Source organism: Slackia heliotrinireducens DSM 20476 (assembly GCF_000023885.1).
GTDB classification, from domain to species: domain Bacteria; phylum Actinomycetota; class Coriobacteriia; order Coriobacteriales; family Eggerthellaceae; genus Slackia; species Slackia heliotrinireducens.
The window spans coordinates 232484-257141 of record NC_013165.1; the positions used below are offsets into that span (position 1 = coordinate 232484).

Sequence of the window (24658 nt, forward strand, 5' to 3'; positions counted from 1 at the left end):
AACAGGAGTGTGGAACGGTGCCACTTGGCGGGCAGGCCCTCGGCGTGCCGCTTGCCGGGATTGAGGTGGGGAAGCAGTGCATGGATGACCATGAGGAACGCGGCGCCGATGGCGAATCCGCCGGCTGCGGGAATCCATCCGATGCCGCCTGCGGCCTCGGTCTGTTCGATCGATGGCATGAGCAGGCTCCAAACGCTGGCGGCGATCATGACGCCGGCAGCGAACCCCAGAAACAACGTGTTTGCCGCGCCGGCAGCCCGGTCGCGGATGAGGAACACGGCAGCGGCGCCGAGCGCCGTGCATGCGAATGTGAATCCGGTCGCAGCGGCGGCCAGGAGTAGTGAATACAGCATCGAAAACCTTCCGTTTGCGACACCGGGAAGCCTGACCACCTTACCACGACCGCGCAACTCCCCCAAAACAAGCGACGGGACCCGCGGCCTTTTGACCTGTTTCTTCACAACTCGCCGAACGGCACGTGTAAGGTTCCGCTTGATTTAAGGACGATGCATGATGACGCCGCGAAACCCGCCGAACAGCGGTATCATCCGTCAGGACACATGACGCGCGGGCGAAAGCGCCGCGCTTGATTTTTCGCTAGGAGACCCCATGCCTCGTTTGGCCCAGAATGCAACCGTGGTGCTGCGCGATGTCGGATACGACGCCGATGGCCCGTATCTGCTGGTCAGCAATGTAAAAGCCAAAAAGCTGAACCGTCTGCCCGTGCTGGGCCGCACGTTCTCTATGCGGCTCTTGCCGCAGCGCTACTGCACAGGCGCCTTCGATCTGGCCACGTTCAAGGCAACGGCCTGCGATTTGGCCGTAGACCTGCCGAACGACTACAAGGACACCATGTGCCCGGCGTGCCGCGACATCACCGGCTTCAACCCGGCGTTCTACAACGCGGACAACATCTCGCCGCAGCAGCGCGCCTACAACCTGACGCCGCACTTCGTGTACATGGCATACTTCTCGCCGCAGCATTTCAAGGTGGGCATCTCGTCGGAGACACGCGGCATCGAACGCCTGCTTGAGCAGGGCGCCCGCGTGGCCGGCATCCTCAAGCGCTTCCCGAACGCCGACGCCGCCCGCGAAATGGAAGCCTACCTGTGCTCGCAGGAGGGCATTTTGGAAACCATGCGCTCGGGCACCAAGCTGCAGCTTTTGAGCGAGCCTTTCAACGCGCAGGAGGCCATGCGCCTGGTCAAGCAGAAGTGTGCGGAATTCGACATCGACCCTGAGCTGGGCGTTATCGACCTGTCGCCGTACTATTTCGGGCAGGGGGCCAGCGTGCCGCAGCTCATCCAGATTCCCGACAGCGCGCCCCGCGACGTGTTCGGCGGCCGCTGCGTAGGCATGGTCGGAACCACCCTGGCCATGGAGCAGAACGGCAACGTGTTCGCCGTGCATGTGAAGGAATGGGAATCCTACGAGGTCGAAATCACCGCAGGCGAAGTGCTCGTCGAGTACGAATACGAGCCGCAGCAGATGGGCCTGTGGTAAACCGCCGCTTGCCAGCAGACGTTTAAGCAACGAAACCGCAAATGAGCGCGCCTGCGGGCAGTTCAGTTGGTATCATGCCTGAAACCGCGAAAAACGAGGTGGGTATGGCATTTGTTGAATTCCGCGACGTGCGCAAAATATATACGATGGGCGAGGTGGAAGTGGCCGCGCTCGACGGCATGACGTTCGAGATCGAACGAGGCGAACTCGTGGTCATCGTGGGGCCGTCCGGGTCGGGCAAGACCACGCTGCTGAACATGCTGGGCGGCATGGATTCCTGCACGTCCGGCGACATCCGCCTTGACGGACGCCTGGTCAGCGGCTTTTCCGACAAGGAACTGGTGCAGTACCGCCGCCACGACGTGGGCTTCGTCTTCCAATTCTACAATCTGGTGCAGAACCTGACGGCGCTTGAGAACGTGGAACTGGCAGCCCAGATCTGCAAGAACCCGCTTCCCGCCGAAGAGGTGCTGGAGTTGGTGGGGCTGGGGCATCGCATGGACAACTTCCCCGCGCAGCTTTCCGGCGGCGAGCAGCAGCGCGTGGCTATCGCCCGCGCCTTGGCGAAGAATCCGAAACTTCTGCTGTGCGACGAGCCCACGGGCGCTCTGGACTACAAAACGGGCAAGGCCATTCTCAAACTTCTACAGGAGACCTGCGAAAACACCGGCCGCACGGTGGTCCTGGTCACCCATAACTCGGCGTTTTGCGCCATTGCGAACCGGGTGATCCACGTGAAAGAGGGCCGCGCCGGTGCGGTGGAGATAAACGAGCACCCGGCGTCTGCCGAGGTCATCGACTGGTAAAGGGCGACCGTGGCCAACGCGTTCAACAAAGAATTCCTGCGCTCCATCTCGCATTCCGCGGGACGGTTCGTCGCCATCGCCGTGATTTCGGCGCTGGGCGTGGGGTTCTTCGCGGGCCTGCTCATGACCGCGCCCGACATGAAGCTTGCGGGCGACATCTATTATGACGGCACGAACATGACCGACTTGCGCGTGGTGAGCACGCTGGGGTTCGACGATGAGCAAATTGAAGCGATGTCCCAGGTCGAAGGCGTGAAGGAAGTGGTGGGGGAGCGCGAAGCCGACGTGCTGGCAACCATTAGGGGCACGCAGTACGTGGTGCGCATCCACGGGCTTGACGTGGACCAGGCCAAGGCGTCGGACACCTCCGACGGCGTGAATGCGGTGTCGGCGGATGAGACCTACATCAACCGGCCTATTCTTCTGGAGGGCGAATGGCCCGACGAGCCGGGCGAATGCGTGCTGGCCCGCGGCGCCGTGCTGGAGGACGTCCCCCAAATAGGCGACACGGTGACGGTCATCGACGGCACGACCGATGTGGACGACACGCTGACCAGGCGCGACTTCGTGGTGACAGGCTTTGTGCAGACGGGCTACTACGTGTGCACGTCGAACTTCGGCCTGACCTCGCTGGGCACGGGCACCGTGGACGACTACATGTACATCATGAACGAGGACTTCAATCCCGACATGCCGTACACGGGCGCGTTCGTGACGGTGGAAGGCGCGCGGGAGCTGAACTCCACGAGTGAGGAATACGACGGGCTGGTGGGCAAGGTGCGCACGCGGCTCGAGGACATGTCAGGCGACCTGGGCGACATGCGTTTGGCGGCTGTCAAGCGGGATGCCCAGGATGAGCTGGACGAAAGCCGAGCCGACTACGAATCCGAGAAAGCCGATGCCGAATCGGAGCTTGCCGACGCGAAATCCGAATTGGACGACGCGAAGGGCGAGCTGGATGAAACGAAAGGCGAGCTGGCGGATGCCGAGTCGGAGCTTGCCAATGCGCAATCCGAGCTGGCGGATGCGCAATCGGAGCTGGGTGCTGCGCGCAGGCAGCTTGACGATGCGTCGGCGGAGCTTTCGGATGCCCGTTCAGAAATAGCTTCCGGCCAGGCGGAACTGGACGATGCTGCGGCCCAGATCGCCGATGGGGAAGCCGAGCTGGCAGATGCCCAGGCCCAATATGACGCCGGCGTTGCGGAACTGGCCTCGCAGAGGGCCGATGCCGAGGCACAGCTTTCGGCGGCTCAGGCCCAGCTTGACGAGCAGCGTGCCCAGGTTGATGCTGCGGCCGCTCAGCTCGATGCGTTGTATGCGGCCGTCGAGCAAGCCGACCAGGGTCTGGCCCAGCTGCAGGGCGGTATCGACGGGCTGAACGCCCAGATCGCCGAGCTGCAGGCGCAGATAGTCGGCGACGAGGAACATGCCGAATCCGATGCGGCGCTGCAGGCTCAGATCGAGGTGCTGCAGGCCCAGGTGGCGGCTCTGCAACAGCAGCAGGCCGAGGTGCAGGGCCAGCGTGACCAGGCGGCTTCGGCCATCCAACAGATTGAATCGGGGCAGGCGGCGGTCGAAGACGCCCAAGCCGAGTTGGATTCCCAGCGCGCGGCGGCCGAGGAGCGGTTCGCCGCCGCCCAGGCCCAGCTTGACGACGCGAAAGCCCAGCTTGACGACGGATACGCCCAGCTCGATACGGCACGTTCGGCCTACAATGCCGGCGCGGCGGAGCTTGCCGACGGTCGGGCGGCCTATGCCAGCGGCTTGAAGGAATACCAAGACGGCGAGGCGGCATACGCCGATGGCCTGGCCGAATACAACAACGGCGTGGCTCAGTACCAGGACGGCAAGGCCGAATACGAAGAGGGCCTTTCGCAATATCAGGACGGTCTGTCCGAATATCAGGATGGCCTGGCGGAATACGAGGACGCCCGAGCCGAAGCCGACGAACAGTTCGCCGATGCCGAGGCCGAGCTGGCGGACGCTCAGGCGGAAATCGACGACATCGAGGCCCCGGACGTCTACGTGCTGGACCGCACGAAGATCGTGGGTGTGGAGAGCTTCAACTCCGACGCGGAGCGCATCGGGCAGATTGCCAGCGTGTTCCCGCTGATCTTCTTCCTGGTGGCGGCCCTGGTTTCGCTCACCACCATGACGCGCATGGTGGACGAAGAGCGCGTGCTCATCGGCACCTACAAGGCGCTGGGCTATTCGAGCCGCCGAATCACTTCGAAATACCTGCTCTACGCGCTGTTGGCCTGCCTGGTCGGCGGAATCGTCGGCATCGTCGCACTGTCGCAGTTCCTGCCGAAGTTCATCATGCAGGCGTACTCCATCGTGTACGAGCCGCCGGTGCGCCCGTCGCCCATCATGCCTGGCATCGCCGCCATGGCCATGGGGTTGGGTCTGCTCATCACCTTGGGAGCCACGGCCGCCGCAGCCGCATCCACCCTGCGCGAGACGCCGGCGCTGCTCATGCTCCCGCGCACGCCGAAGGCCGGCAAGCGCATCCTGCTCGAGCGCATCAAACCTGTGTGGAAGCGCATGTCGTTCCTCTGGAAGGTGACGGCCCGCAACATCTTCCGCTTCAAACAGCGATTCTTCATGGCGGTCATCGGCATCGCCGGATGCACGGCGCTGCTGCTCACGGGCCTGGGGCTGCACGATTCGATCAACGACATCATCGACAAGCAGTACGGCGAGCTGACCCACACCGACATGACCGTGCGGCTCTACGACGACGCCACCGATCAGGACATCGCCCAGGCCGAAAGCCTCATGGGCGACCCGGCCTACGTGACGGAGTTCGCCGCCTTCGACACCTCCAACCGTCATGCCGTGGCGAATGGCGAAGACGTCCGCTTCTCTCTGGTGGTGCCGCAGGACATGGATACCTTCGCTGACTATTACACGCTGCGCGAGCGCAAGGGCCACGAGCCTTTGACCTTGGATGACGACTCAATCATCCTGTCCGAGAAGCTTGCCACGTCCCTGAACGTCAAGGCGGGCGACGTGATTGAGCTGTACGAGGAAGACGACATCGGCAACATCGTGGGCAATCCCGTGGAGATCGAGGTGGGCGGCGTGTGCGAAAGCTACGTGGCCAATGCGGCGTACCTGTCGCCTGTGGCCTACAGCAAGGCGTACGGCAGCGAGCCCGAGTTTTTGACCTGGTTCGCCAAGGCGGCGACCGACGACTCGGAGGAGCGCTCCGCGATGGGTTCCGAGTTGCTGTCCATCCCCGGCGTGTCCACCGTAAGCTACAGCGAAGAGGTCATCGAGTTCTACCGCAAGAGTTTGAGCAGCGTAAACGCTGTGGTTGTGGTGCTGGTCATCGCCGCCGCCGTGCTGGCCTTCGTAGTGCTGTACAACTTGACTAACATCAACATCACCGAGCGCGTCCGCGAGATCGCGACCCTCAAGGTGCTGGGGTTCACGCCCCGTGAGGTGAGCGTGTACATCTTCCGAGAGACCATGCTCCTGTCGGTCATCGGAGCGCTGGTCGGCTTGGTGCTGGGCATCTGGATGGCGAACTTCGTGATTGTGACGGCCGAAGTGGACCAGGTCATGTTCTGCCGCGAGATCCATGTCTTGAGCTTCGTGCTGGCCTTCCTGCTGACCATGGTGTTCTCGACGATCGTTTCCCTCGTCATGAAGAAGAAGCTCGACCGCATTTCCATGGTGGAGAGCCTGAAGTCCATCGAATAATCCTGCGTGTGACAACCACCCGAGCCTTTGCTGTCACATCTGCGTGCAAGCGGCGCCGTGCCACGACGGCGACGGGCATCTGCGCGCTCAGACAGTCCTGGGCTCGCTCGAAGGCGCCACTGGCGCCTTCGGCTCGTGCGGAACTCGCGCTCAGACGCCCCTCGCCCCCGCGCGTGTGAAAACCACCCGAGTCTTTGCTGTCACATGCGTGTTCAGGCGACGCCGAAGCGGCGCCGACCCTGCTCGACAGGGCTTCCGTCGCCTTCGGCTCGTGCGGAGCTCGCTCGCAGGCGCCTTCGGGCTGCTCCTCGCGCCGAAATGCCCCTTTTCCGCCAAGAAAGCCAACTAGTGCACGACTTGGAGCCAGCTCAAAGGCCGCGTTCAAGAGGCCCCCGAAAAGCCGCCGACTCGCCTGGATGAGAGCCGGGCGCAAAGAAAGAGACGCTGACCTGGGTCGGCGTCTCTTGCGAAAGCTGTGTGGCTGCGCTCTTAGGTGAGGGGCGGGTACTCGAGCATCTCCTCGCAGGTGATGAACTGGTAGCCTTGCTCCTTCAGGTGGGGCAGGGCCTCCTCGAGCGCGGCGATGGTCTGTGAGCGGTCGCCGCCGCCGTCGTGCATCAGGATGATGTCGCCCGGGCCTGCGCTTTCAATCTGGCTTGCAATGTAACCGGAGCCGGGCAGGGACCAGTCGGCGGTGTCGATGGTCCAGGTGATCTGGGCCACAACCAGGTCGTCGACGTTCTGCCAGACGGGCAGCTCGAAGTTGCCGCCGGGAGCGCGCATGACGGGCAGCTGGTTTTCGCCCACCAAATCGTTGATGGCCTGCATGCCCTTCTGAATCTCGTCACGCTGCTCCTCTTCGGACATGAGGCCCAGGTCAACGCCATTGCCGCTGCCAGCAGCATGGTCCCAGGTGTGGGTGGCCAGCTCGTGGCCTTCGTTGTGGGCGCGCAGGGCCATGTCGCCTGCTTCTCCGGTCAGCTGCTCGCCGATGACGAAGAAGGTGGCCTTGGCGTCGTTTGCCTTCAGAATGTCCAGAACCTCGCCGGTCTGCTCCGTGTAAGGGCCGTCGTCGAAGGTCAGACAGATGACCTTGTCGGAGCCGACGTCGGGATAGTACCGCAGATAGACGCGGTTTTGCGGCTCTTTGGTCACCTCAAGCACGACGCTTTTGCCTGACACGTTGCCGGTCTTCACCACGGCGACGCCCTTCTTGCCCTGCTGGCTCACGATGTAGATGGGGCCGTCGCCCTCCTCGACGGAGTCGAAGGGGATGGCGTGGTTGTTGTCGACGGTGGATTCTTCCTCGACGTCGGTGCCGTCGTCCACGATGAGCTCGTCGCCGTTGTGCAGCTTCGTCTCGCCGTCGTCGACGGGGTCGCCGTTGATGGTCAGCGTGTACGGCGTGCCGCCGCCTTCCTCAAGAATCTCGCCCTCGACGTCGATCAGATTGCCCGGCGTCAGGTTCAATCCGCTGGCGGCCACGGCGGTATCGGCGATTTTCTCGCTCTTGAGCTGGACCGTCGTGTCGTTCACGGTGACGGTGATCGGGCGGTTGACCCACCAGAAGCCGATGAGGAACACGACCAGGGCGATAACGCCGATGCCGATGAAACCCTGCTTCAGGTTGCGCCGGGAGCGATATTCCGCCCGCAGGTTCTTCTGGGCCTTCTTGTAGCCGAAATTGTCGCGCTGGGCGTCCTTCGTTGCGACGTTGTGGGCGCCGGAGCGTCCGCTGCGGTTGCCGTTGGCTACGTGGCCGTCGCGGGAGGCGTGGCTGCCGTTGGCGGCGCGTCGGGTACGGGCCGGCTGGGCCGTTGCGCGTTTCGAGCCTCGGGCCGAAGGGCGCTGCGAGTTGCGGCCCGACGTGCGATCGGCCGCGGTGCCCCGGGTGTTGCGGGTGTTGCGGGCAGCGTGTTCCTCACGTTCGGAAACCATGCGCTGGGCGCCGGTGCGTCCGTCGTAGGTTATGCGGTTGCCGGTGCGGCCGGCGGTGCTGTGGCCTGCGCCCGAGCGTGCGGAATCGCTAGGGCCGGCAGCGCGCCGTGCGCCTTGGGAACGCGTCCGCGAGTCGGAACCCGCGCTGGAGCCGGAAGGCCGGGCCCGACGGGACGGGTCGACGCTGCGACGTTGCGAGGTGCGGAAGTCGGCATCCCAGTCGCGCTGGAATCCGTTTTCGCCGAAGTTGGAATTGTATTCGCTCACGATGATGCTTCCTGGTGCGTTTATGCTGAGTTTTCCTGTTCAAGACAGTTTAGCGCGTCTAGCTGGTTTTTGGTACCCGAAAGCCGCTCGGCTCGGCCATTGTTGAGAAACGTTGAATTTGAAGCGGCCGATTTCGGCCATCCACGTCCAGGACCAGGCGTCTAATGTGGGTATCCCGTTGCGTCGTGCCCGTGCGGTCCTGCCAAACATTCCCGCTGTGCTACCATCTAAGGTCGAATTGCCCACCACAAGGACAAACATCGATCATTTAGGGAAGCTACCGCATGGCAAATAAGCAACCGCAGCGACGTCGCACCACGTCCTCAACCACCCAGGGCTTCAAGCGTGTCTCTCAACAGCAGATGAACAACATCAGAAACTCCGCGGCGACTACGCAGGCGGTAGGTCGAAACGTTGCGGCGCAGCAAAACGCGCAGCAGCGGCCCATGCCCCAGGCTGCCCAGCCCACCATGGTGTTCGACCAGCCGGCGGTTGCGGGTTCGGTCAGCCCTGTGGCCTACAGCAAGACGGGCAGCAAGCGCAAGGAGCGCAACGCTTCCAAAAAGGCCGCGCAAGTCGCTCAGAGCAGCAACCCGTACGTCGCCAGCGCGTACAAGACCAAGAAGAAGGCCCCCTTGGCGCTGAAGATTCTCGGCGCTGCGGTGCTGGTGTTGGCCCTCATCGGCGGCGGCCTGGCGGCATTCGCCTACATGTACGCCAGCAACATCGACAAGAACCTGAGCGAAGGCATCGACCAGTCCACCCTGGACATCTTGGGCGAGAACCAGATCGCGCCCGGCGATCCGTTCTACATGCTCATCGTGGGTACGGACGGGTCTGAGGCCCGCAAGGAGACCTACGGCGATACCTTCCGCTCCGACTCCATGATTCTCGCGCGCATCGATCCTGTCCAGAAGAAGGTCACCCTCATTTCGCTCGAGCGTGACACATACGTGAACATCGAGGGGTACGGCCCCAACAAGCTCAACGCGTCCGCCGCGTACGGAGGCGCGCCGCTGGTCATCTCCACGGTTCAGGAACTGGCCGGCGTGCCCATCAGCCACTACGCGCAGGTCGACTTCGACGGTTTTGAATCGGCCATCGATGCCCTGGGCGGTGTGGAAGTGGACGTGCCCATCGACATCGACGACGACCGTGCCGGCGGCCAACTGAGTGCAGGCCTTCAAACGCTTAACGGCGAGCAGGCCCTGATCCTGTGCCGCTCGCGCCACGCGTACGACGCGTACGGTTCGGGCGACTACTACCGCATGGCCAACCAGCGCCTGGTGCTCGGCGCCATGGTTAAGAAAGTTCTGGCATCCGACGCCGTCACGCAGGCGGAAGTGGTCAACGCCATGTCTAAGTACATCACCACTGACCTTTCGGTCCAGGACGTTTTGGACCTTGCGGCCATGTTTAAGGGCATGGACACGTCCACTGACATCTATTCGGCCATGACACCCACCACCAGCGCGTACATCAACGGCACGTGGTACGAGTATCTTAACGTTGAGGAATGGCAGAAGATGATGGCCCGCGTGGATGCCGGCCTGCCGCCCTACGAGGACGACGCCCAGAATCTCAACGAGGGCGGTGTTATCGACCAGAACAAGGCCTACCTGGGCAAAGACCCGAACATGGCTGTGGATACCTCCGGGGCGCAGACCACCACCACGACGCCGACTCCGGAAACCGAGCAGACCTACGACAGCAGCTACTACAGCGGAACCGACAGCGGCTACTACTACGAGGATCCCAACACCTACTACGAGGACCCCAACACCTATTATGAGGATCCGAACGCCTATTACGAAGACCCCAGCTACTACGAGACGCCCGAAGAGCCCCCGGCTGAGGTTGATACCGGCGGCGGCGAGTACGTTGATCCGGGCCCGGTCGATTCGGGCGGCACGGGCGGTACCGGCGGCGGGGATGTGCCCGTGGAAGACGGCGGCGACACCGGTGGTGGAGAAGCACTGACCGAAGGCGGCCAATAGTCAGAACAAAGCGCCGGTCCGGCATGTTCCGGGCCGGCGCTTTCTCTTTATAAAACAATATGACCTGAGCTTCTTATGTCTGGTCCAACATCACGGGACATGTGGCGCAAAAGGGAACATTTTGTGTGCGCGGCTGTTCAGGAGCATAAAATGGCGTATCATCTACGCTCCAGGCGCACAGAAACGAGGTCTCGTGCGCGCGTCCGACGAAACGGAATCGAAGGCCTCGGCGTCAACGGCGCCGATAAGGAGACAGGTTATGGGAAATCGCCGACGTAGCGGTTCAGACTCATATAGCGCTTATTCGCGCCAATCCAACACGCCTTACAGCAGCTCGAATTACGGAACTTCCGCCCAGGGCGCGGCCGACCGCTATTCGCGCCGCACCCAACAGGCGGAATACGGCAAGCAGATGGAGAAGAAGCGCCGCGGCAAGCGCGTTCTCACCACCGTTTTGGTCAGCTTGCTGGTGGTCCTGTTCGCGGGGGCTGCCGCGTTCGGCGCGTACTATTTCATGATCAACAGCAACCTCCACCAGGAGGTTGACGAGGATTTGGCAGCTGCCCTGGACGAGGTGGAAACGCCTACCGACCCCTTCTACGTGCTGCTGCTGGGTGTGGACAGGTCCGAATCGCGCGACGGGTCCGCCGAGTTCGGCGACGTGTTCCGCTCGGACACCATCATTCTGGCCCGCATCGATCCGACGGAAAAGCAGGCCACGCTGATTTCCATCGTGCGCGACACCTATGTGGATATCGAGGGATACGGTCCCAACAAGATTAATGCGGCCCATGCGTTCGGTGGCCCGGCTTTGACCGTCAAGACTGTTTCCGAATTCGCTGGCGTTCCCATCAGCCATTACGTCGAAGTGGACTTCGACGGGTTCGAAGCGGCCGTGGACGCCGTTGGCGGTGTGGACGTGGACGTGCCCATCACCATCGATGACGATGATGCGGGCGGATACGTTGCGGCCGGCGAGCAGACCCTCAGTGGCGAAGAGGCCCTGATCCTGTGCCGTGCGCGCCATGCCTACGACGAATACGGCGACGGCGACATGTACCGCGCGGCCAACCAGCGCATGGTCATCGGCGCTTTGGCCGAGAAGGTGCTGGCGGCTGACACCGGCACCATGCTCAATCTGATTACCGACATGAGCGAATACGTGACCACCGACATGAGCGTGGCCGAGATTGCCAGCGTGGCCATGGCCATGCGGGGGATGGACACCGACTCCATCTACAGCTGCTCCAACCCGACTACCAGCGCCTACGAGAACGACGTGTGGTACGAGTACAGCAACAACCAGGCCTGGACCGTCATGATGCAGCGCGTCGACGCGGGCCTGTCTCCTACGGGTGACGACGCCACATCTTCCAACAACGGCGGCATCATCGACGGCACCGTGGACTCCGATTACATTGCCGAAACGGTGCTCGGCGACGACATGGCCCAGACCGTCGTCGCGGATGTGGTGGTGCTCAACGGTAACGGCGTGGACGGCTCGGCGGCCCGCGCGTCCAGCATCCTGATGAACAACGGCATGACTGTGGTTTCGACGGGGTCGGCCAATTCCTACGAGTACGGCCAGACCGTGGTGGTGTACAACGACCCCAGCTTCCGCGACGAGGCCGAAAAGGCCCAAGGCGCGCTGGGTGTGGGCTACGTCTTCGAAAACGACGGGACCTACGCTTTCACCGGCGACGTGCTGGTCGTGGTCGGCGCCGACTTCTAGCGACGTAGGGAACACGCATCTCCCCGCGGCCGTCCTTCTGGGCGGCCGCTTTTCGCATCTGGGGCGTGGAAGCCCCGGTTGCGCTTGACGACCCCGCTCGCCAGTTCCCGCCACCAGCCCAGGCGCATGCATCCCGCGCGCAGTTCCGCACGACGCGGAATGTCCGATGGACATTCCGCCAAAGCAGGACTGCCTGAGCACGGGATGCATGCGCCTGGGCCCAGCAGCCAGGACACGACAACGCGATATTTCGTCAACCTGCGGAAACGCACCCTTGCAACTGCGGCGGGGCGTTCTATAATGCGGGTACTCGACAAATGCGATGACAGGGCGAGTAGGGACGAACCCATCTTCAGAAAGCAGGCGGTGCTGCGAGCCTGCGTTGGACGGCCCCGAACATTCCCTTGAGCAGCGCAGCTGAACGACGCTCGGCCACCCGGCACACCACCGAAGCCCGAATGTCCTGTACGCTGGGCCGGAAGCCACCGTGACGGCTGCATGAGGAGCACTGTCTTCTGCATTTATTGGGTGTGGAACAGCCACATGAGGAAAGGCAGGGCAGTGCGGATGCAGCTTCGACGTCGCAGGCGAACCGGCGCATTCTCCACTTCCCCTTGCCGCATCCGCATGCGGATCGCCGTCGGTACGGATAGGGGAGTCAGTCTGCCATGATGAACTTGCAAGAAGACCTCGAGCGCAAGAGCCTGGCCATTGCCGGCAAGCCGTTCGGTCCGGGCAGCGCCACCGAGCACGAGGGGCAGCGCATGAACGGCGCCCAGGCCGTGGTCGCGTCGCTTGAGGCGGAAGGCGTGGAGACCATCTTCGGGTACCCTGGAGGCACGGTCATCGACATCTACGACGCGCTGTACGATTCCAAAATCAAACACGTGCTGGCCCGCCATGAGCAGGGTGCCTGCCACATGGCCGACGGATACGCGCGCTCCACGGGGCGTCCCGGCGTGTGCCTGGTGACCAGCGGTCCTGGCGCCACCAACGTGGTGACCGCCATCGCCACGGCGTTTCTGGATTCCATCCCGCTCATCGTCATCACCGGTCAGGTGAAGCGCCCCGTCATCGGCACCGACGCCTTCCAAGAGGCCGACACCGTTGGCATCACCATGCCCATCGTGAAGCACAGCTACCTTCTGACCAGCACCGACGACTTGACGAAAACGTTCCGCGAGGCCTTCTACATCGCATCGACGGGCCGTCCGGGCCCGGTGCTTATCGACGTGCCTTCCGATATCTCCACCGCCGAGATGGTGTTTCATTATCCCGACGATGTGAACCTGCCCAGCTACAAACCCACCTACAAAGGCAACGCTCGCCAGATCAAGCAGACGGTTTCCGCCCTTAAGGAAGCGAAGCGACCGCTGCTGTACGTGGGCGGCGGCGTGGCGCTGTCCTTCGCCGAGAAGGAACTGGCCGATCTGGCGCACATGCTGCGCATCCCCGTGGTCACCACGCTTATGGCCGTGGGCGTCATGGATCCCGATGACGAGCTCAACCTGGGTGCGGTGGGCATGCACGGCTCCCGTTACGCCAACAAGGCCATGAACGATTGCGACCTGCTGATTGCCGTGGGCGCACGCTTCTCGGAGCGGGTGACCGGACGTATCGACACCTTCAACCAGGGGGCCAAGGTCATTCATATCGATATCGATCCGGCCGAAATCGGCAAGGTACGCGCCGCGGAGATCCCCATCGTGGGCGACGCGCAGATCGTGCTTGCCACCCTTGCTGGACAGGCTGAAAAGCAGAACGTGGGCCCTGTTGGCGAAGCCTTCGCCCAACAGTGTTTCGAGTGGCGTGAACGCTGGCCGCTGTACGACCGCGAACTTGCCGCCAAGGAGGGCCAGGGCCGCATCGTGCCCGAGGCGTCGCTGCTCATGCTGTCCGGCAAGCTGGACCGCGACAACTCCATCGTCGTCACGGACGTGGGGCAGCATCAGATGTGGGCCTTCCAGTTCATCAAGCGTAACAACCCCGGCACCTTCCTCACGTCGGGCGGCCTGGGCACCATGGGCTACGGCCTGCCCGCGGCCATCGGCGCGCAGATCGTCAATCCCGACCAGCAGGTGGTGCTGGTGACCGGCGACGGATCATTCCAGATGTGCATTCAGGAGATGGCCACGGCCACCATCAACAACGCGCCGGTCAAGGTGGTTATTTTGGACAACCGCGCGCTGGGTATGGTGCACCAGTGGCAGAAGCTGTTCTACAACGGGCGCTATTCAGCCACGGTGCTGGACCCCGTTCCCGATTTCGTGAAGCTGGCCGAAGCCTACGGTTGGCAGGGCGAGCGCATCGTCGACCCCGATGAGCTGTCCGCGGCGTACGACCGCATGCTGGCCGCCGAGGGTCCGTACCTGCTTGACGTGGACATTCGCGCCGATATGAACGTGTATCCCATGGTGCCTGCCGGCGCTCCCATGAGCAAGCAGTTCGGCGCCATCGACATGGACGCGGGCGGCACGCGCATCAGGTATGACGACGTCAATCCGCCCATCGGCTCCGATGACGAGATGGAGGCTTAAGCCATGGACCACATTCTTTCCGTACTTGTCGAGAACAAGGCCGGCGTGCTGTCCCGTGTCGTGGGGCTCATCACGCGGCGTGGCTTCAACATCCAGTCGCTGACCGTGGCGCCCACCGAGGACCCCACGGTGTCACGCATGACCATCATTCTGAACTGCGACGAGGTGGCTTGCGAGCAGATCGTCAAGCAGCTGCACAAGCTGGTCAGCGTGTATAAGATCAGCAACCTGACCAACAAGGCGTCCATCGAGCGCGAGCTGGCGCTGTTCAAGGTGACGGTGCCCGCCGAGAAGCGTGGCGAAATCATCGAGATCGCGAACGTGTTCCGTGCGAAGATCGTCGACGTGAGCAGGTCGTCCATGACCATCGAGGCGACAGGCGACGAGGACAAGCTGTCGGCCATCGAGGATTTGCTGCGCGGTTACGGCATCAAGCAGCTGACCCGCACAGGTAAGGTGGTCATGCCCCGCGACCCTCGCGAAAGCTAACCTGGTCGGACGGTTCGCTTCGGGCGGACGGGCTAGCTCTCGTAGCGCACAGCGCCCAGACGACCGCAGCTCAGCCCGGGCATCGATTCCAGCGCATGGCGGAAGCTCTCCGACGCGGCGATCCGTTTCACCTGGCGCAACAGCCCGCGGTTTTCGGGGGACTTGCGCACCACGATGTCCAGATGTTCGGTTTGCATGGGGACGAACTGCAGGCCTTCGACCATCGCTGCCTCGCGGGCGGTGCCGATGGTGACGTCCGATTCACCACTGGCCACGCGTTTCGCCGCTTCGAGACCGTTGGTGGCCGGGCCGTTGTAGCCCGCGATGTTAGAGGGCCTGGCCTCGATTGCCATGAGCTTTTCGTCCAGCAGCACACGTCCGCCGGTGCCCAGTTCACGTTGGGCCAGACGCACGCCGTCCTTAAGCAGGCCGCCCCAGGTGGTGAGGCGTTTCGGGTTGCCTTCGGCCACTATGAACCCGCGCTGCCGGTCGGCCAGGCTGATCAGCACCACAGGCGTGCCAGGCGCGACACGCTGGGCGTACGGGATGTTGTAGCTGTTGGTTTTCGCGTCGTACAGGTCCACGACGGCCACATCGACCTGGCCGAGGTACATGCCCACCAGGGCGGCAAATCCGTTGATGTGGCGCCGGGCCGCGGGTAGGCCCGCTTCGGCCAGCGAGCTTGAAAGCGCGTCGCACACGGCATCGGTGCCGGCAAGCACGACGCTTGCGTTGTCGTGGGTAATGGCGGAAAGGTACGCGGGGCCGTGGTCGTCTTCGGATTCTGCCTGGGCGGCGGTCGCGCCGCCGGTGTGCTGCGCGGTCAGGTACTGCTCCACATCGTGCATGGTGAAGCGCAGCTTGCGTCCGATTCGGTACGACCCCAGCTCGCCGCTGGCTGCCATCTCGTACACTTTGTTCTTTCCCACGTGAAGGATCCCGGCGACGTCGGTGGCGTTCAGTTGCTGTTCGTGGAGCATTGTTCCCCTTAAAAAATGGTAAATTTTTGAGAATAATTGTATAATGAAAGCTCCGAATTGACAAACTTTCAGCATGCTTTGACGCACCGTGACGGACCGTAACGAAGCGGGATGCCAGTTGTGAAAACAAACCCTGGAAAACGTTATCCGATGGTAGGAAGGGCATACTGGGTTCTGTCAACAGGGCGGACCGATTGGTGGCCGCCGAACCAAGAACCGAACGACCGAAAGGAAATGCACCATGAAGATCTCCGCACGCAACCAGCTCAAGGGCACTGTCGTCTCTGTCAAGGAAGGCGCCGTCAACGGCGTCGTCGCCATCGAGGTGGGCGGCCAGACGCTGAAGGCCTCCATCACCATGGAATCCATCAAGGAACTCGGCCTGGCCGAGGGTGTCGAAGCCTTCGCCATCGTCAAGGCCACCAGCGTCATGTTCGCTACCGGCAAAGTGGAGGGCATTTCCGCCCGCAACCAGCTCGAGGGTACCGTTGTGAAGGTGACCGAGGGTGCCGTGAACGGCCACGTGGTGCTCGAGCTCGCTGACGGCAACCGTGTTTCCGGCTCCATCACCAACGAAGCCATCGAAGACCTGGGCCTGGCCGAAGGCGCCAAGGCCGTTGCCATCGTCAAGGCCACCGACGTCATCGTGGGTGTCGAGTAACCTCAATCGACATACCGATCGTCCGGGCGCGTCCTTCGGGGCGCGCCTTTTCGTTTCTGCCCGATGCGGCATTTGGATGTGGCGATAGAGGTTCGGGTAAATGGCACACGTGCTGGTTATGTGGTGAAATGCTCTCCCGAGATTAACAATTGGGTGGCGGACGCATGACCGTGGAGCCAGGGGCGCAGGCTACCCGTATAATTCCCTCATAAATCAAGAGATGACCGCACCGACACCCCCACGAAACGAGGTATCGCCCATGACGGATATGAATCAGAACATGGCGCAGCAGCCGCAACCGCAGCCGCAGATTGTGCCGCCGGCGCCGCCCGCCCCTCCGACGGAACAGCCTCAGCCGCAGGTCGGTTTCGACCCGCAGCCCCAGGTCCAGGCCGCGTTCGATCCCCAGCCTCAACCCCAGGTTGCGTTCGATCAGCAGCCCCAGCCAGGCTATATACCGCAGCCTCAGGCGGCCTATGCCCAGCCTCAACCACAGGTCCAGAGCCAGTCCGCTCTCGAGAATAAGCCGGGTCTGCCGCTTCTCTACCTGACCGGCGGCATGAAGGCCGGATGGTTCGCTGTCGGCTTCATCATGGGCCTGGTGGGCATCCTTCTCGCCTGGCTCACCAACGCGCACAACTTCCCCGAGGCCAAAGACGCTGCGGTCAAGTTCGCGCTGTTCGGATTCTTGGCGGCCCTCGCGCTTTCCCTCGTATTCTTCATGGCGTTCGCCGTTACGGCATGCACCGCGAGCATGGCGGGGTACGGATACGGGTATTACTACTGATAATCGTGTTTTTACAAGTAGCGAATGCCCAGCTCGCGCGGAGTCGTGCGCATAGGTGATACACTACGGCTTTGTAGCACGACACGAAGAGAGGCGCACCATGAGCGAATCCACCAAATCCCATTACGGCGACAACGACGTCGAACGCATCCTGTTCTCTGAGGATGACATCCAGACCTGCGTTAAAGAAATGGGTGCCCGCATCACGGAGGATTATGCTCAGGTAGCGTACGATAAGACCCCCGACGGATTGCCGTCGGTACTGGTCCTCAGCGTGCTGCGTGGTGCAGCCATCTTCATGACCGACCTGGTTCGCGCCATCGACCTGCCTCTGGAGACCGAATACATGGTCGTGTCCTCCTATGGCGCCGGAACCACCAGCTCGGGCGTCGTCCGCATCCTCAAGGACATCACGTCCAGCGTCGAAGGCCGCCATGTCATCATCGCCGAGGACGTGCTGGATTCGGGTCTCACCCTGAAGAGCCTGATTCGCATCATCGAGTCGCGCAACCCCGCGTCCGTCAAGGTGGCGGCCATGATTCGCAAGGAGAACCCCAAGCAGGCCGACATCGAGCTGGCCTACACCGGGTTCGAATGCCCCAACGAGTTCATCGTGGGCTACGGCCTGGACTATGCGGAAAACTACCGCAACCTGCCCTACATAGGCGTTTTGAAGCCTGAAGTCTATCAAGGAAAATAGCTAATGAGCGAAACCCCCAATACGAACGAGCAGAACAACCCGAATAATCAGCAGGACGGCACCGGTCAGAACCCGATGCCGCCCATGCCTACGGGCAAACCGCAGATGCCCGAACGTCCGGAGCGCCACAATCAAGCCGACGGTGCGCCGAAGCGTCCCGGTGACGACGACCGCAAGTCTGAACGTCCCACGTGGCTGTCGGAATTCTCCGACAAGGAGGAAGACTTCGCCAGCCGCCTGAACACCAGGCCGCCCCAGCGCGCCAGCATCATCACGATCATCATCATCTTCCTGGTGGCCTTTTTCATCGGCAGCCAGATGATGAACATGGTGCATGGCGAAGAGACGGACGACCTGACCACATCCGAATTCGTGCAGGCGGTCGAGCAGGGTCGCGTCGAGAACGTGGTCTACAACGCCGGCGAATACACCGTGACAGGCAAATACTACCCGGCCGCAACGGCGGGCTCCACCATCGCCGAGTCGTACAATTCCGCCATCGAGTCGGTGGATGTGAAGCTGGGCACCATCCTGGAACCCAGCAACCCCAGCTCGGTCGGCATCGAAACCACCAGCCTGGAGGAGAAGACTCTGGGCACGGAGCGCAACTACACTGCCACGTATGTGGGCCAAGACTCCCTGATGGAGCTCCTGTCGGCGCACCCCGAAGTGGAATACCAGGTCACGCTGCCGTCCAACGTGACGGAAATCCTGATCAGCGTGCTGCCCATGCTGCTGTTCGCCGGTCTGCTGATCTACTTCTTCAGCCAGATGAGCAAGGCCAACAACTCGCAGATGTCCTTCGGCAAGGCTAAGGCCAAAAAGACCACCGAAGAGCGCCCCGACGTGCGTTTCTCCGACGTGGCCGGCGAGGACGAGGCCGTCGAGGAGCTGCAGGAGATCAAAGACTTCCTGGTCAACCCCGGCAAATACCAGAAGTTGGGCGCGAAAATCCCTCGCGGCTGCCTTTTGGTGGGCCCTCCGGGTACCGGTAAAACGCTGCTGGCCCGCGCTGTGGCCGGCGAAGCGAACGTGCCTTTCTTCAGCATTTCCGGCTCTGAATTCGTCGAGATGTTCGTCGGTGTGGGTGCAAGCCGCGTCCGCAACCTGTTCGAGCAGGCGAAAGAGGCCGCTCCGTCCATCATCTTCATCGATGAGATCGACGCCGTGGGTCGCCAGCGCGGCACGGGTTTGGGCGGCGGTCACGACGAACGCGAGCAGACCCTGAACCAGCTGCTGGTGGAAATGGACGGTTTCGAGAAGAACGATGCCGTGGTGCTTATCGCCGCCACGAACCGCGTCGACGTTCTTGACCCGGCGCTGCTGCGCCCCGGTCGTTTCGACCGCCAGATCGTGGTGGACGGCCCCGACGTGAAGGGCCGCGTCAAGATTCTGGAAGTCCACGCCAAGAACAAGCCCATCGGCGAGGACGTGGATTTGGAGCGCATCGCGAAGCTGACCAGCGGCATGACCGGTGCCGACCTGATGAACCTGATGAACGAGGCGGCGCTGCTGACCGCCCGCCGCAACAAGGACAAGATCGGCATGGACGAGGTGAACGAGTCCATGGAGCGCCTGATGGCCGGCCCTGAGCGCAAGACCCGCGTACTCAACGAGAAGACCCGCCGCACCATCGCGTACCACGAATCCGGCCACGCCCTGGTGGGCCACATGCTGGAAAACGCCGACCCGGTGCATAAGATCACCATCGTGCCGCGCGGCATGGCCCTGGGTTACACCATGAGCATCCCCGACGAGGACAAGTTCCTGGTCAGCCGCTCTGCCATGCTTGATGAGCTTGCCGTGTTCATGGGCGGCCGTGTGGCCGAAGAAATCTTCTGCGGCGACATCACCACCGGCGCGTCCAACGACTTGGAGCGCGCAACCAAGACGGCCCGCAAGATGGTCGTGAGCTACGGCATGTCCGAGGCGCTGGGCCAGCAGACCTTCGGCCAGCCCAACCACGAAGTGTTCCTGGGCCGCGACTACGGCAACACCCAGGACTACTCGCCTGAGACCGCGCAGCGCATCGACGAGGAGGTGGCGCGCCTGATGAAGGAGGCCCACGACACCGCCTACGAGATTTTGAGCGCGCGCCAGGAGCAGATGCACACCATGGCGAAGGTGCTGCTCGAGCGCGAGACGGTGGACGGCGAAGAGTGCCAGGCGCTGCTGAACAACACCTGGGACGAGTTTCTGGCCAAGAAGCAGGCCGAAGCCGCTGCGAAGGCTGCTGACCAGGCAGAACAGCCCCAGGTCGAAGCCGAGCCGGTCGCCCAGGTCGCAACGCCCGCGGCGCCGGTTGCGCCTGCGGTCCCCGAGGCGCCCCAGCCTCCTGCTGCGCCCCAGCAGTAAGACGAAACCCTGCGCCCGCACCCGTTTGAGCGGATGCGGGCGTTCTGTATGCAGATGACGAAAGGACCCGATATGATGTGGCATTGCGGTAACTTCGAGTTCGACACACGCCAGCCCGTTGTCATGGGCATTCTGAACGTGACCCCCGATTCGTTCTCCGACGGCGGCGAGCACAACGGCTATGCGGAGGCCGTGGAGCATGCCCGCGCCATGGTGGAGGCCGGTGCTGCGATCATCGATGTGGGCGGCGAATCCACCCGGCCCGGATCGGCCGAGGTGACGCCGGAAGAGGAGCTCTCCCGCGTGATCGATGTGGTACGCGCCCTTGTTGACCTGGGGTATTGCGTAAGCATCGACACCCGCCATGCGGATGTGGCCCGCGCTTGCGTTCAGGCCGGTGCCGCCATCATCAACGACGTTTCGGGATTCCGCGACCCGGCCATGGTGGAAGTGGCCGCATCCTGCGATGCCGGCCTGGTGGTCATGCACATGCAGGGCGAGCCTGGCACCATGCAGGACAATCCGCACTACGACGACGTGGTTGCCGAGGTAAAGGCGTACCTGGCAGAACAGGCCGCCATGCTGGAGGCGGCGGGCGTGGCCCACGGCCGCATCTGCCTGGACCCGGGCCCCGGCTTCGGGAAAACCGTCAGCCAAACCGTCGAGCTCATGCGCAACTTCCACGAGCTGCGCCGCCTGGGCTATCCCACGATGGTAGCCGTGTCCCGCAAGAGCTACATCGGCGCCGTGTACGGCATCGAGAACCCCGCCGACCGCGACGTGGCGTCGGCCGCCGAGGCGCTTTTGGCCTGCGAGCTGGGCGCATCCGTCGTGCGCACCCACAACGTGGAGAAGACACTGGAGGGCTTGAAGGACTTGCGCCCCTACGCCGTTATCGGCATGGGGTCCAACGTGGCGCTGGTGGCGAACCCCGGAGAAGAGACCGAGGGCAAAATCGCCAACCTGCAGCAGGCAATTTCCGGCATCTGCACCATTCCCGACACGCAGATCATCGACATTTCCAGCTACTACGAAAGCGAGCCGGCCTACTACGAGGACCAGGACACCTTCGTGAACGCCGTCATGGTGGTTCGCACCGGCGTGCCGCCGCGGGAGCTGCTGAACTACCTGCACGCCATCGAGAACTCTCTGGGCCGCGTGCGCACCATCGAGAACGGCCCGCGTACGCTTGACCTGGACATCGAGGACTACCAGATGTACCTGTCCGATGTGGAGGAACTCATGCTGCCGCACCCGCACGTCTGCGAGCGCGACTTTGTGGTGAAGCCGTTGTTGGAGATTCTGCCCGGACATATTCTGGCCGACGGCACGCCGGTCACCTTCGACGACGTGTCCTACGGCGCGGCCCGCAAGATCGAGCGGTAGCGGACGGGCGCGCTTGCGGACGGGCGGAGCGGGGTCGGGTTCGCCTGGCGCGACGTCTGGAATGCGCGGTCTAGAGCCGCGGCAAACCGTCCATCCAGGCTTCGATGTCGGCAGACGGGGCTTCTACCTGGGCCATCTTGTGGCGCGAGGTTTCGCCGCGGACGATTGACACCTTGCTCTTGGACACGCCGATGGCTTTGGCCAGGGTTTCGCACACGGCCTTGTTGGCCTTGCCGCCTTCGGGGGCCACGGTCACGCGGACCTGCACCTCCAGGCGACCTGTGTCGTCGGCCTTCACGCCGGCGACCGCATTGCGTTGCGCCTTGGGCGTGGCATGAATGGGAATCTGTGTAACGTCGCTGCTCATGGGCCCAAGGGTATCAGAAATCATCGGGTCTGCCAATCGCGCGCGTGGTACTATGTCGGTCGGCCCTGCAATGCGGGCGAGAACGAATTCAACCGAAGGGAAAGCACCATGGCCTTCGACATCACCTATAAGCAAACCACCGGCTCCACCAACGACGACGTGTGGGACTTGGCCCAAGCGGGCGCGCCCCAGGGCACCTGCGTGGCGGCCTTCGAGCAAACGGCTGGCCGCGGCAAATGGGACCGCGTATGGGTGGGGCCTCGCGGCGGGCTGTACTTCTCATTCATCCTGCGGCCGACTACGCCCGTGTCGGAATGGCCTCAGATGAGCCCCGCAATTGCCGAGGCTATCGCGAAGGTGGTGCGCGAGCAGACCGGAGCCGGCGCCGACGAGGTGTGGGTGAAGCTGCCCAACGATGTGCTGTGCCACCAGGGCAAACTCTGCGGCATCCTGCTTGAAGCCAAAGATGGCGTCGTTGTGGTGGGCTGCGGCCTGAACGTGTTCCCTCCGGAAACGCCCGCGCAGACCGACGGCCGCAACGTTCCCGCATACGTGTCTGACCTGGGGAATTTCGTCGGAGTGACCGGGGTGGACCCAGCCAAAGCCGATGCGCACGACGCCTATCTGACGGCATTGGTGCCGAAACTCGCCGCATCCATCGAAGAGGCCGTTCTCTAACCGGCGCTTGGCCAGCCCATCGCGCAAAGCTGCAACGTTGCAGTTTTGTAGGCCGGCTCGTCGCCGCTTCGGCCAGACACCTATATCTTCACTTTATATATGTCTTGAACCTGTTGGGATTATGCAGTTCCTGCCCTATGCGGGCGTTTAGCCGAATGTGTGGGGCACCGTTCTGTAGAATATCAGTTTTGCGAAATGATATAGAACAGTGTGCATAATAGAGGTAGGGCATGGCAGAGATTGAAGAACGTAACCAGATGGAACCCGCCGCGCCGAAAGGTGCGCCCGCGGGTAGAGCCGACAACGACAAGGTGGAACGCCTGGGCACGGGCAATATCCCCAAACTGGTGAGGGAATTCGCCATTCCTGCCATCGTCGGCATGATCGTGAACGGCGCCTACCAGATCATCGACACCATCTTCCTCGGGCACGGCGCGGGCGACCTGGGCCTTTCCGCCATCACCGTGGCGGGTCCGGTCATGATGCTGTTCCTGGCTGCGGCTATGCTGTTCGGCTCCGGCGGCAACGCCCTGTGCGCGCTGCGCCTGGGCGAAGGCAAGCATGGCGAGGCCGAGCACATCCTGGGCAACACCTTCAGCCTGTCCATCCTGGTCAGCATCATTTTCGCCATTCTGGCGCACATTCCGTTCTTCATCGAGCCGCTGCTCACGCTGTCCAGCGCCACCGACACGGTGCGTCCTTACGCCCGCACGTTCATCCAGATCATCAGCCTGGGCGCCGTGTTCCAGGTGGTCGGCTTCGGCATCAACAACTTCATCCGTACCTGCGGCGCGCCCAACCGCGCGCTTGGCACGCTGATTATCGGCGCGGTTGCCTGCACCGTCTTCAACGCGATCTTCGTTATGGGCCTGGGCTGGGGCGTCGCCGGCAGCGCGTGGGCCACGGTGTGCGGCCAAGCCATCAGCTGCATCTCCGTCATCTGGTACTTTACGAAGACCCCGGGCGTGCCCCTGCGCCTTCGCAAGAAGTATTTCCCCATCGTGCCGAGCCTAGCCAAAGAGATCGTCACGCTGGGCCTGGCCTCCTTCGCGGTGCAGGTCGGCGGCGTCGTTGTGACTGTGGTGTTCAACTACGTCCTGGTCAAGTACGGTGCGATGGACCCCATCGGAGCGGACGGCGCGCTGGCATCCATCGGTGCCGTGCAGCGTATCGCTGGCTTCGTGATCATGCCTTTGGTGGGCATTTCGGTGGCCATCCAGCCCATCTTGGGATTCAACTACGGCGCAAGGCTGTTCCGTCGCGTGCGCACCACCTTCGCTGTAGGTGAGAAATGGGCCGCCATCATGGGAATCGCCATGTGGGTCGTGCTGATGGCCTTCGCGCCGCAGATCATGGCCATTTTCGGCGTGAGCGAGGAGCTGACCGACTTCGCGGCCTTCGCGTTGCGCGTCAATCTGATTACGCTGCCGGTCATCGGCTGCCAGATTGTTGGTGCCAACTACTTCCAGGCAACGGGCCAGCCTACGAAGAGCATCATCCTGTCGCTCACGCGCCAGATCATCTTCCTGCTGCCCGCGATGCTCATCCTGCCCGAGGTGCTGCCGAGCATCGTGCCGTTCATGGACGGTCTGGATGCTTGCTACGCCGCCGGACCTTTTGCGGATATCCTGGCATGCTTCACGACGGCGATTTTCGTTGCCATCGAACTGAAGAAGCTCAACGCCCGCATCGCCAAACAGGATGCCGAGGCTGCTGCCTAAATCGAATAATCGACAAGGGCGGGACGACGGGGACGGAGGGTATTGT

At 62.7% G+C, this 24658-nt stretch carries 18 protein-coding genes; 15 read left to right on the forward strand and 3 right to left on the reverse strand.

Features of this window, described 5'->3' with window-relative positions; genetic code table 11:
- The first annotated feature begins 17 nt into the window (after window positions 1–17).
- The 4 genes from SHEL_RS15535 (at window position 18) to SHEL_RS00950 (ending at window position 6017) form a co-directional block, all read left to right on the forward strand.
- Window positions 18–341, forward strand: a complete 324-nt coding sequence (locus tag SHEL_RS15535; protein ID WP_254303249.1) for a hypothetical protein — start codon at window positions 18–20, stop codon at window positions 339–341.
- Window positions 342–609: 268 nt separating this feature from the next.
- Window positions 610–1503, forward strand: a complete 894-nt coding sequence (locus tag SHEL_RS00940) for a DUF2797 domain-containing protein (protein WP_012797372.1) — start codon at window positions 610–612, stop codon at window positions 1501–1503.
- 104 nt (window positions 1504–1607) lie between these two features.
- A complete protein-coding gene (locus SHEL_RS00945) occupies window positions 1608–2309 on the forward strand; it encodes an ABC transporter ATP-binding protein (protein ID WP_012797373.1) in 702 nt (233 codons plus the stop codon).
- A 9-nt stretch (window positions 2310–2318) separates the two neighbouring features.
- A complete protein-coding gene (locus SHEL_RS00950) occupies window positions 2319–6017 on the forward strand; it encodes an FtsX-like permease family protein (protein ID WP_012797374.1) in 3699 nt (1232 codons plus the stop codon).
- A 489-nt stretch (window positions 6018–6506) separates the two neighbouring features.
- Here the strand turns inward: SHEL_RS00950 and SHEL_RS00955 are convergent, their stop codons facing one another.
- Window positions 6507–8222, reverse strand: a complete 1716-nt coding sequence (locus SHEL_RS00955) for a polysaccharide deacetylase family protein (RefSeq protein WP_012797375.1) — start codon at window positions 8220–8222, stop codon at window positions 6507–6509.
- Between the two features lie 284 nt (window positions 8223–8506).
- Between SHEL_RS00955 and SHEL_RS00960 the strand changes: the two genes are divergently transcribed.
- From SHEL_RS00960 to ilvN, 4 genes are all read left to right on the forward strand, one after another.
- Complete coding sequence (locus SHEL_RS00960) at window positions 8507–10219, forward strand: LCP family protein (protein WP_012797376.1); 1713 nt, start codon at window positions 8507–8509, stop codon at window positions 10217–10219.
- A gap of 259 nt (window positions 10220–10478) precedes the next feature.
- Window positions 10479–11951, forward strand: a complete 1473-nt coding sequence (locus tag SHEL_RS00965) for an LCP family protein (protein WP_012797377.1) — start codon at window positions 10479–10481, stop codon at window positions 11949–11951.
- Between the two features lie 668 nt (window positions 11952–12619).
- Window positions 12620–14488 carry a biosynthetic-type acetolactate synthase large subunit gene (gene ilvB / locus SHEL_RS00970; RefSeq protein ID WP_012797378.1) on the forward strand — a complete coding sequence of 623 codons (1869 nt, stop codon included), beginning with the start codon at window positions 12620–12622 and terminating at the stop codon, window positions 14486–14488.
- A gap of 3 nt (window positions 14489–14491) precedes the next feature.
- The gene (gene ilvN / locus SHEL_RS00975; RefSeq protein ID WP_012797379.1) at window positions 14492–14977 is read left to right on the forward strand and encodes an acetolactate synthase small subunit; all 486 of its coding nucleotides are present in this window, start codon (window positions 14492–14494) and stop codon (window positions 14975–14977) included.
- 32 nt (window positions 14978–15009) lie between these two features.
- Here the strand turns inward: ilvN and SHEL_RS00980 are convergent, their stop codons facing one another.
- Window positions 15010–15957 carry a helix-turn-helix transcriptional regulator gene (locus SHEL_RS00980; protein ID WP_012797380.1) on the reverse strand — a complete coding sequence of 316 codons (948 nt, stop codon included), beginning with the start codon at window positions 15955–15957 and terminating at the stop codon, window positions 15010–15012.
- Between the two features lie 241 nt (window positions 15958–16198).
- On the opposite strand from SHEL_RS00980, the gene SHEL_RS00985 reads away from it, so the two are divergent.
- The 5 genes from SHEL_RS00985 to folP all read left to right on the forward strand — a co-directional run bounded on the left by SHEL_RS00985 (window position 16199) and on the right by folP (window position 21846).
- Window positions 16199–16618: a TOBE domain-containing protein gene (locus tag SHEL_RS00985; protein ID WP_012797381.1), complete on the forward strand. Its 420-nt coding sequence runs from the start codon at window positions 16199–16201 to the stop codon at window positions 16616–16618.
- A 259-nt stretch (window positions 16619–16877) separates the two neighbouring features.
- Window positions 16878–17405: a hypothetical protein gene (locus SHEL_RS14105; RefSeq protein ID WP_012797382.1), complete on the forward strand. Its 528-nt coding sequence runs from the start codon at window positions 16878–16880 to the stop codon at window positions 17403–17405.
- Window positions 17406–17505: 100 nt separating this feature from the next.
- Window positions 17506–18105 (forward strand): hypoxanthine phosphoribosyltransferase, encoded by a 600-nt coding sequence (gene hpt, locus SHEL_RS00995; protein ID WP_012797383.1) that lies wholly within the window; start codon window positions 17506–17508, stop codon window positions 18103–18105.
- A 3-nt stretch (window positions 18106–18108) separates the two neighbouring features.
- The gene (gene ftsH, locus SHEL_RS01000) at window positions 18109–20460 is read left to right on the forward strand and encodes an ATP-dependent zinc metalloprotease FtsH (RefSeq protein WP_012797384.1); all 2352 of its coding nucleotides are present in this window, start codon (window positions 18109–18111) and stop codon (window positions 20458–20460) included.
- A gap of 72 nt (window positions 20461–20532) precedes the next feature.
- The gene (folP, locus tag SHEL_RS01005; protein WP_012797385.1) at window positions 20533–21846 is read left to right on the forward strand and encodes a dihydropteroate synthase; all 1314 of its coding nucleotides are present in this window, start codon (window positions 20533–20535) and stop codon (window positions 21844–21846) included.
- Between the two features lie 70 nt (window positions 21847–21916).
- Here the strand turns inward: folP and SHEL_RS01010 are convergent, their stop codons facing one another.
- Window positions 21917–22237 (reverse strand): DUF167 domain-containing protein, encoded by a 321-nt coding sequence (locus SHEL_RS01010; RefSeq protein WP_012797386.1) that lies wholly within the window; start codon window positions 22235–22237, stop codon window positions 21917–21919.
- Window positions 22238–22321: 84 nt separating this feature from the next.
- Here SHEL_RS01010 and SHEL_RS01015 point away from each other — a divergent pair, with 84 nt between their 5' ends.
- Both SHEL_RS01015 and SHEL_RS01020 read left to right on the forward strand, forming a co-directional pair.
- Entirely contained in the window at window positions 22322–22891 is a 570-nt protein-coding gene (locus SHEL_RS01015; RefSeq protein ID WP_012797387.1) for a biotin--[acetyl-CoA-carboxylase] ligase, read from the forward strand.
- Window positions 22892–23121: 230 nt separating this feature from the next.
- Complete coding sequence (locus SHEL_RS01020; protein WP_012797388.1) at window positions 23122–24612, forward strand: MATE family efflux transporter; 1491 nt, start codon at window positions 23122–23124, stop codon at window positions 24610–24612.
- The last annotated feature ends 46 nt before the right edge of the window (window positions 24613–24658 follow it).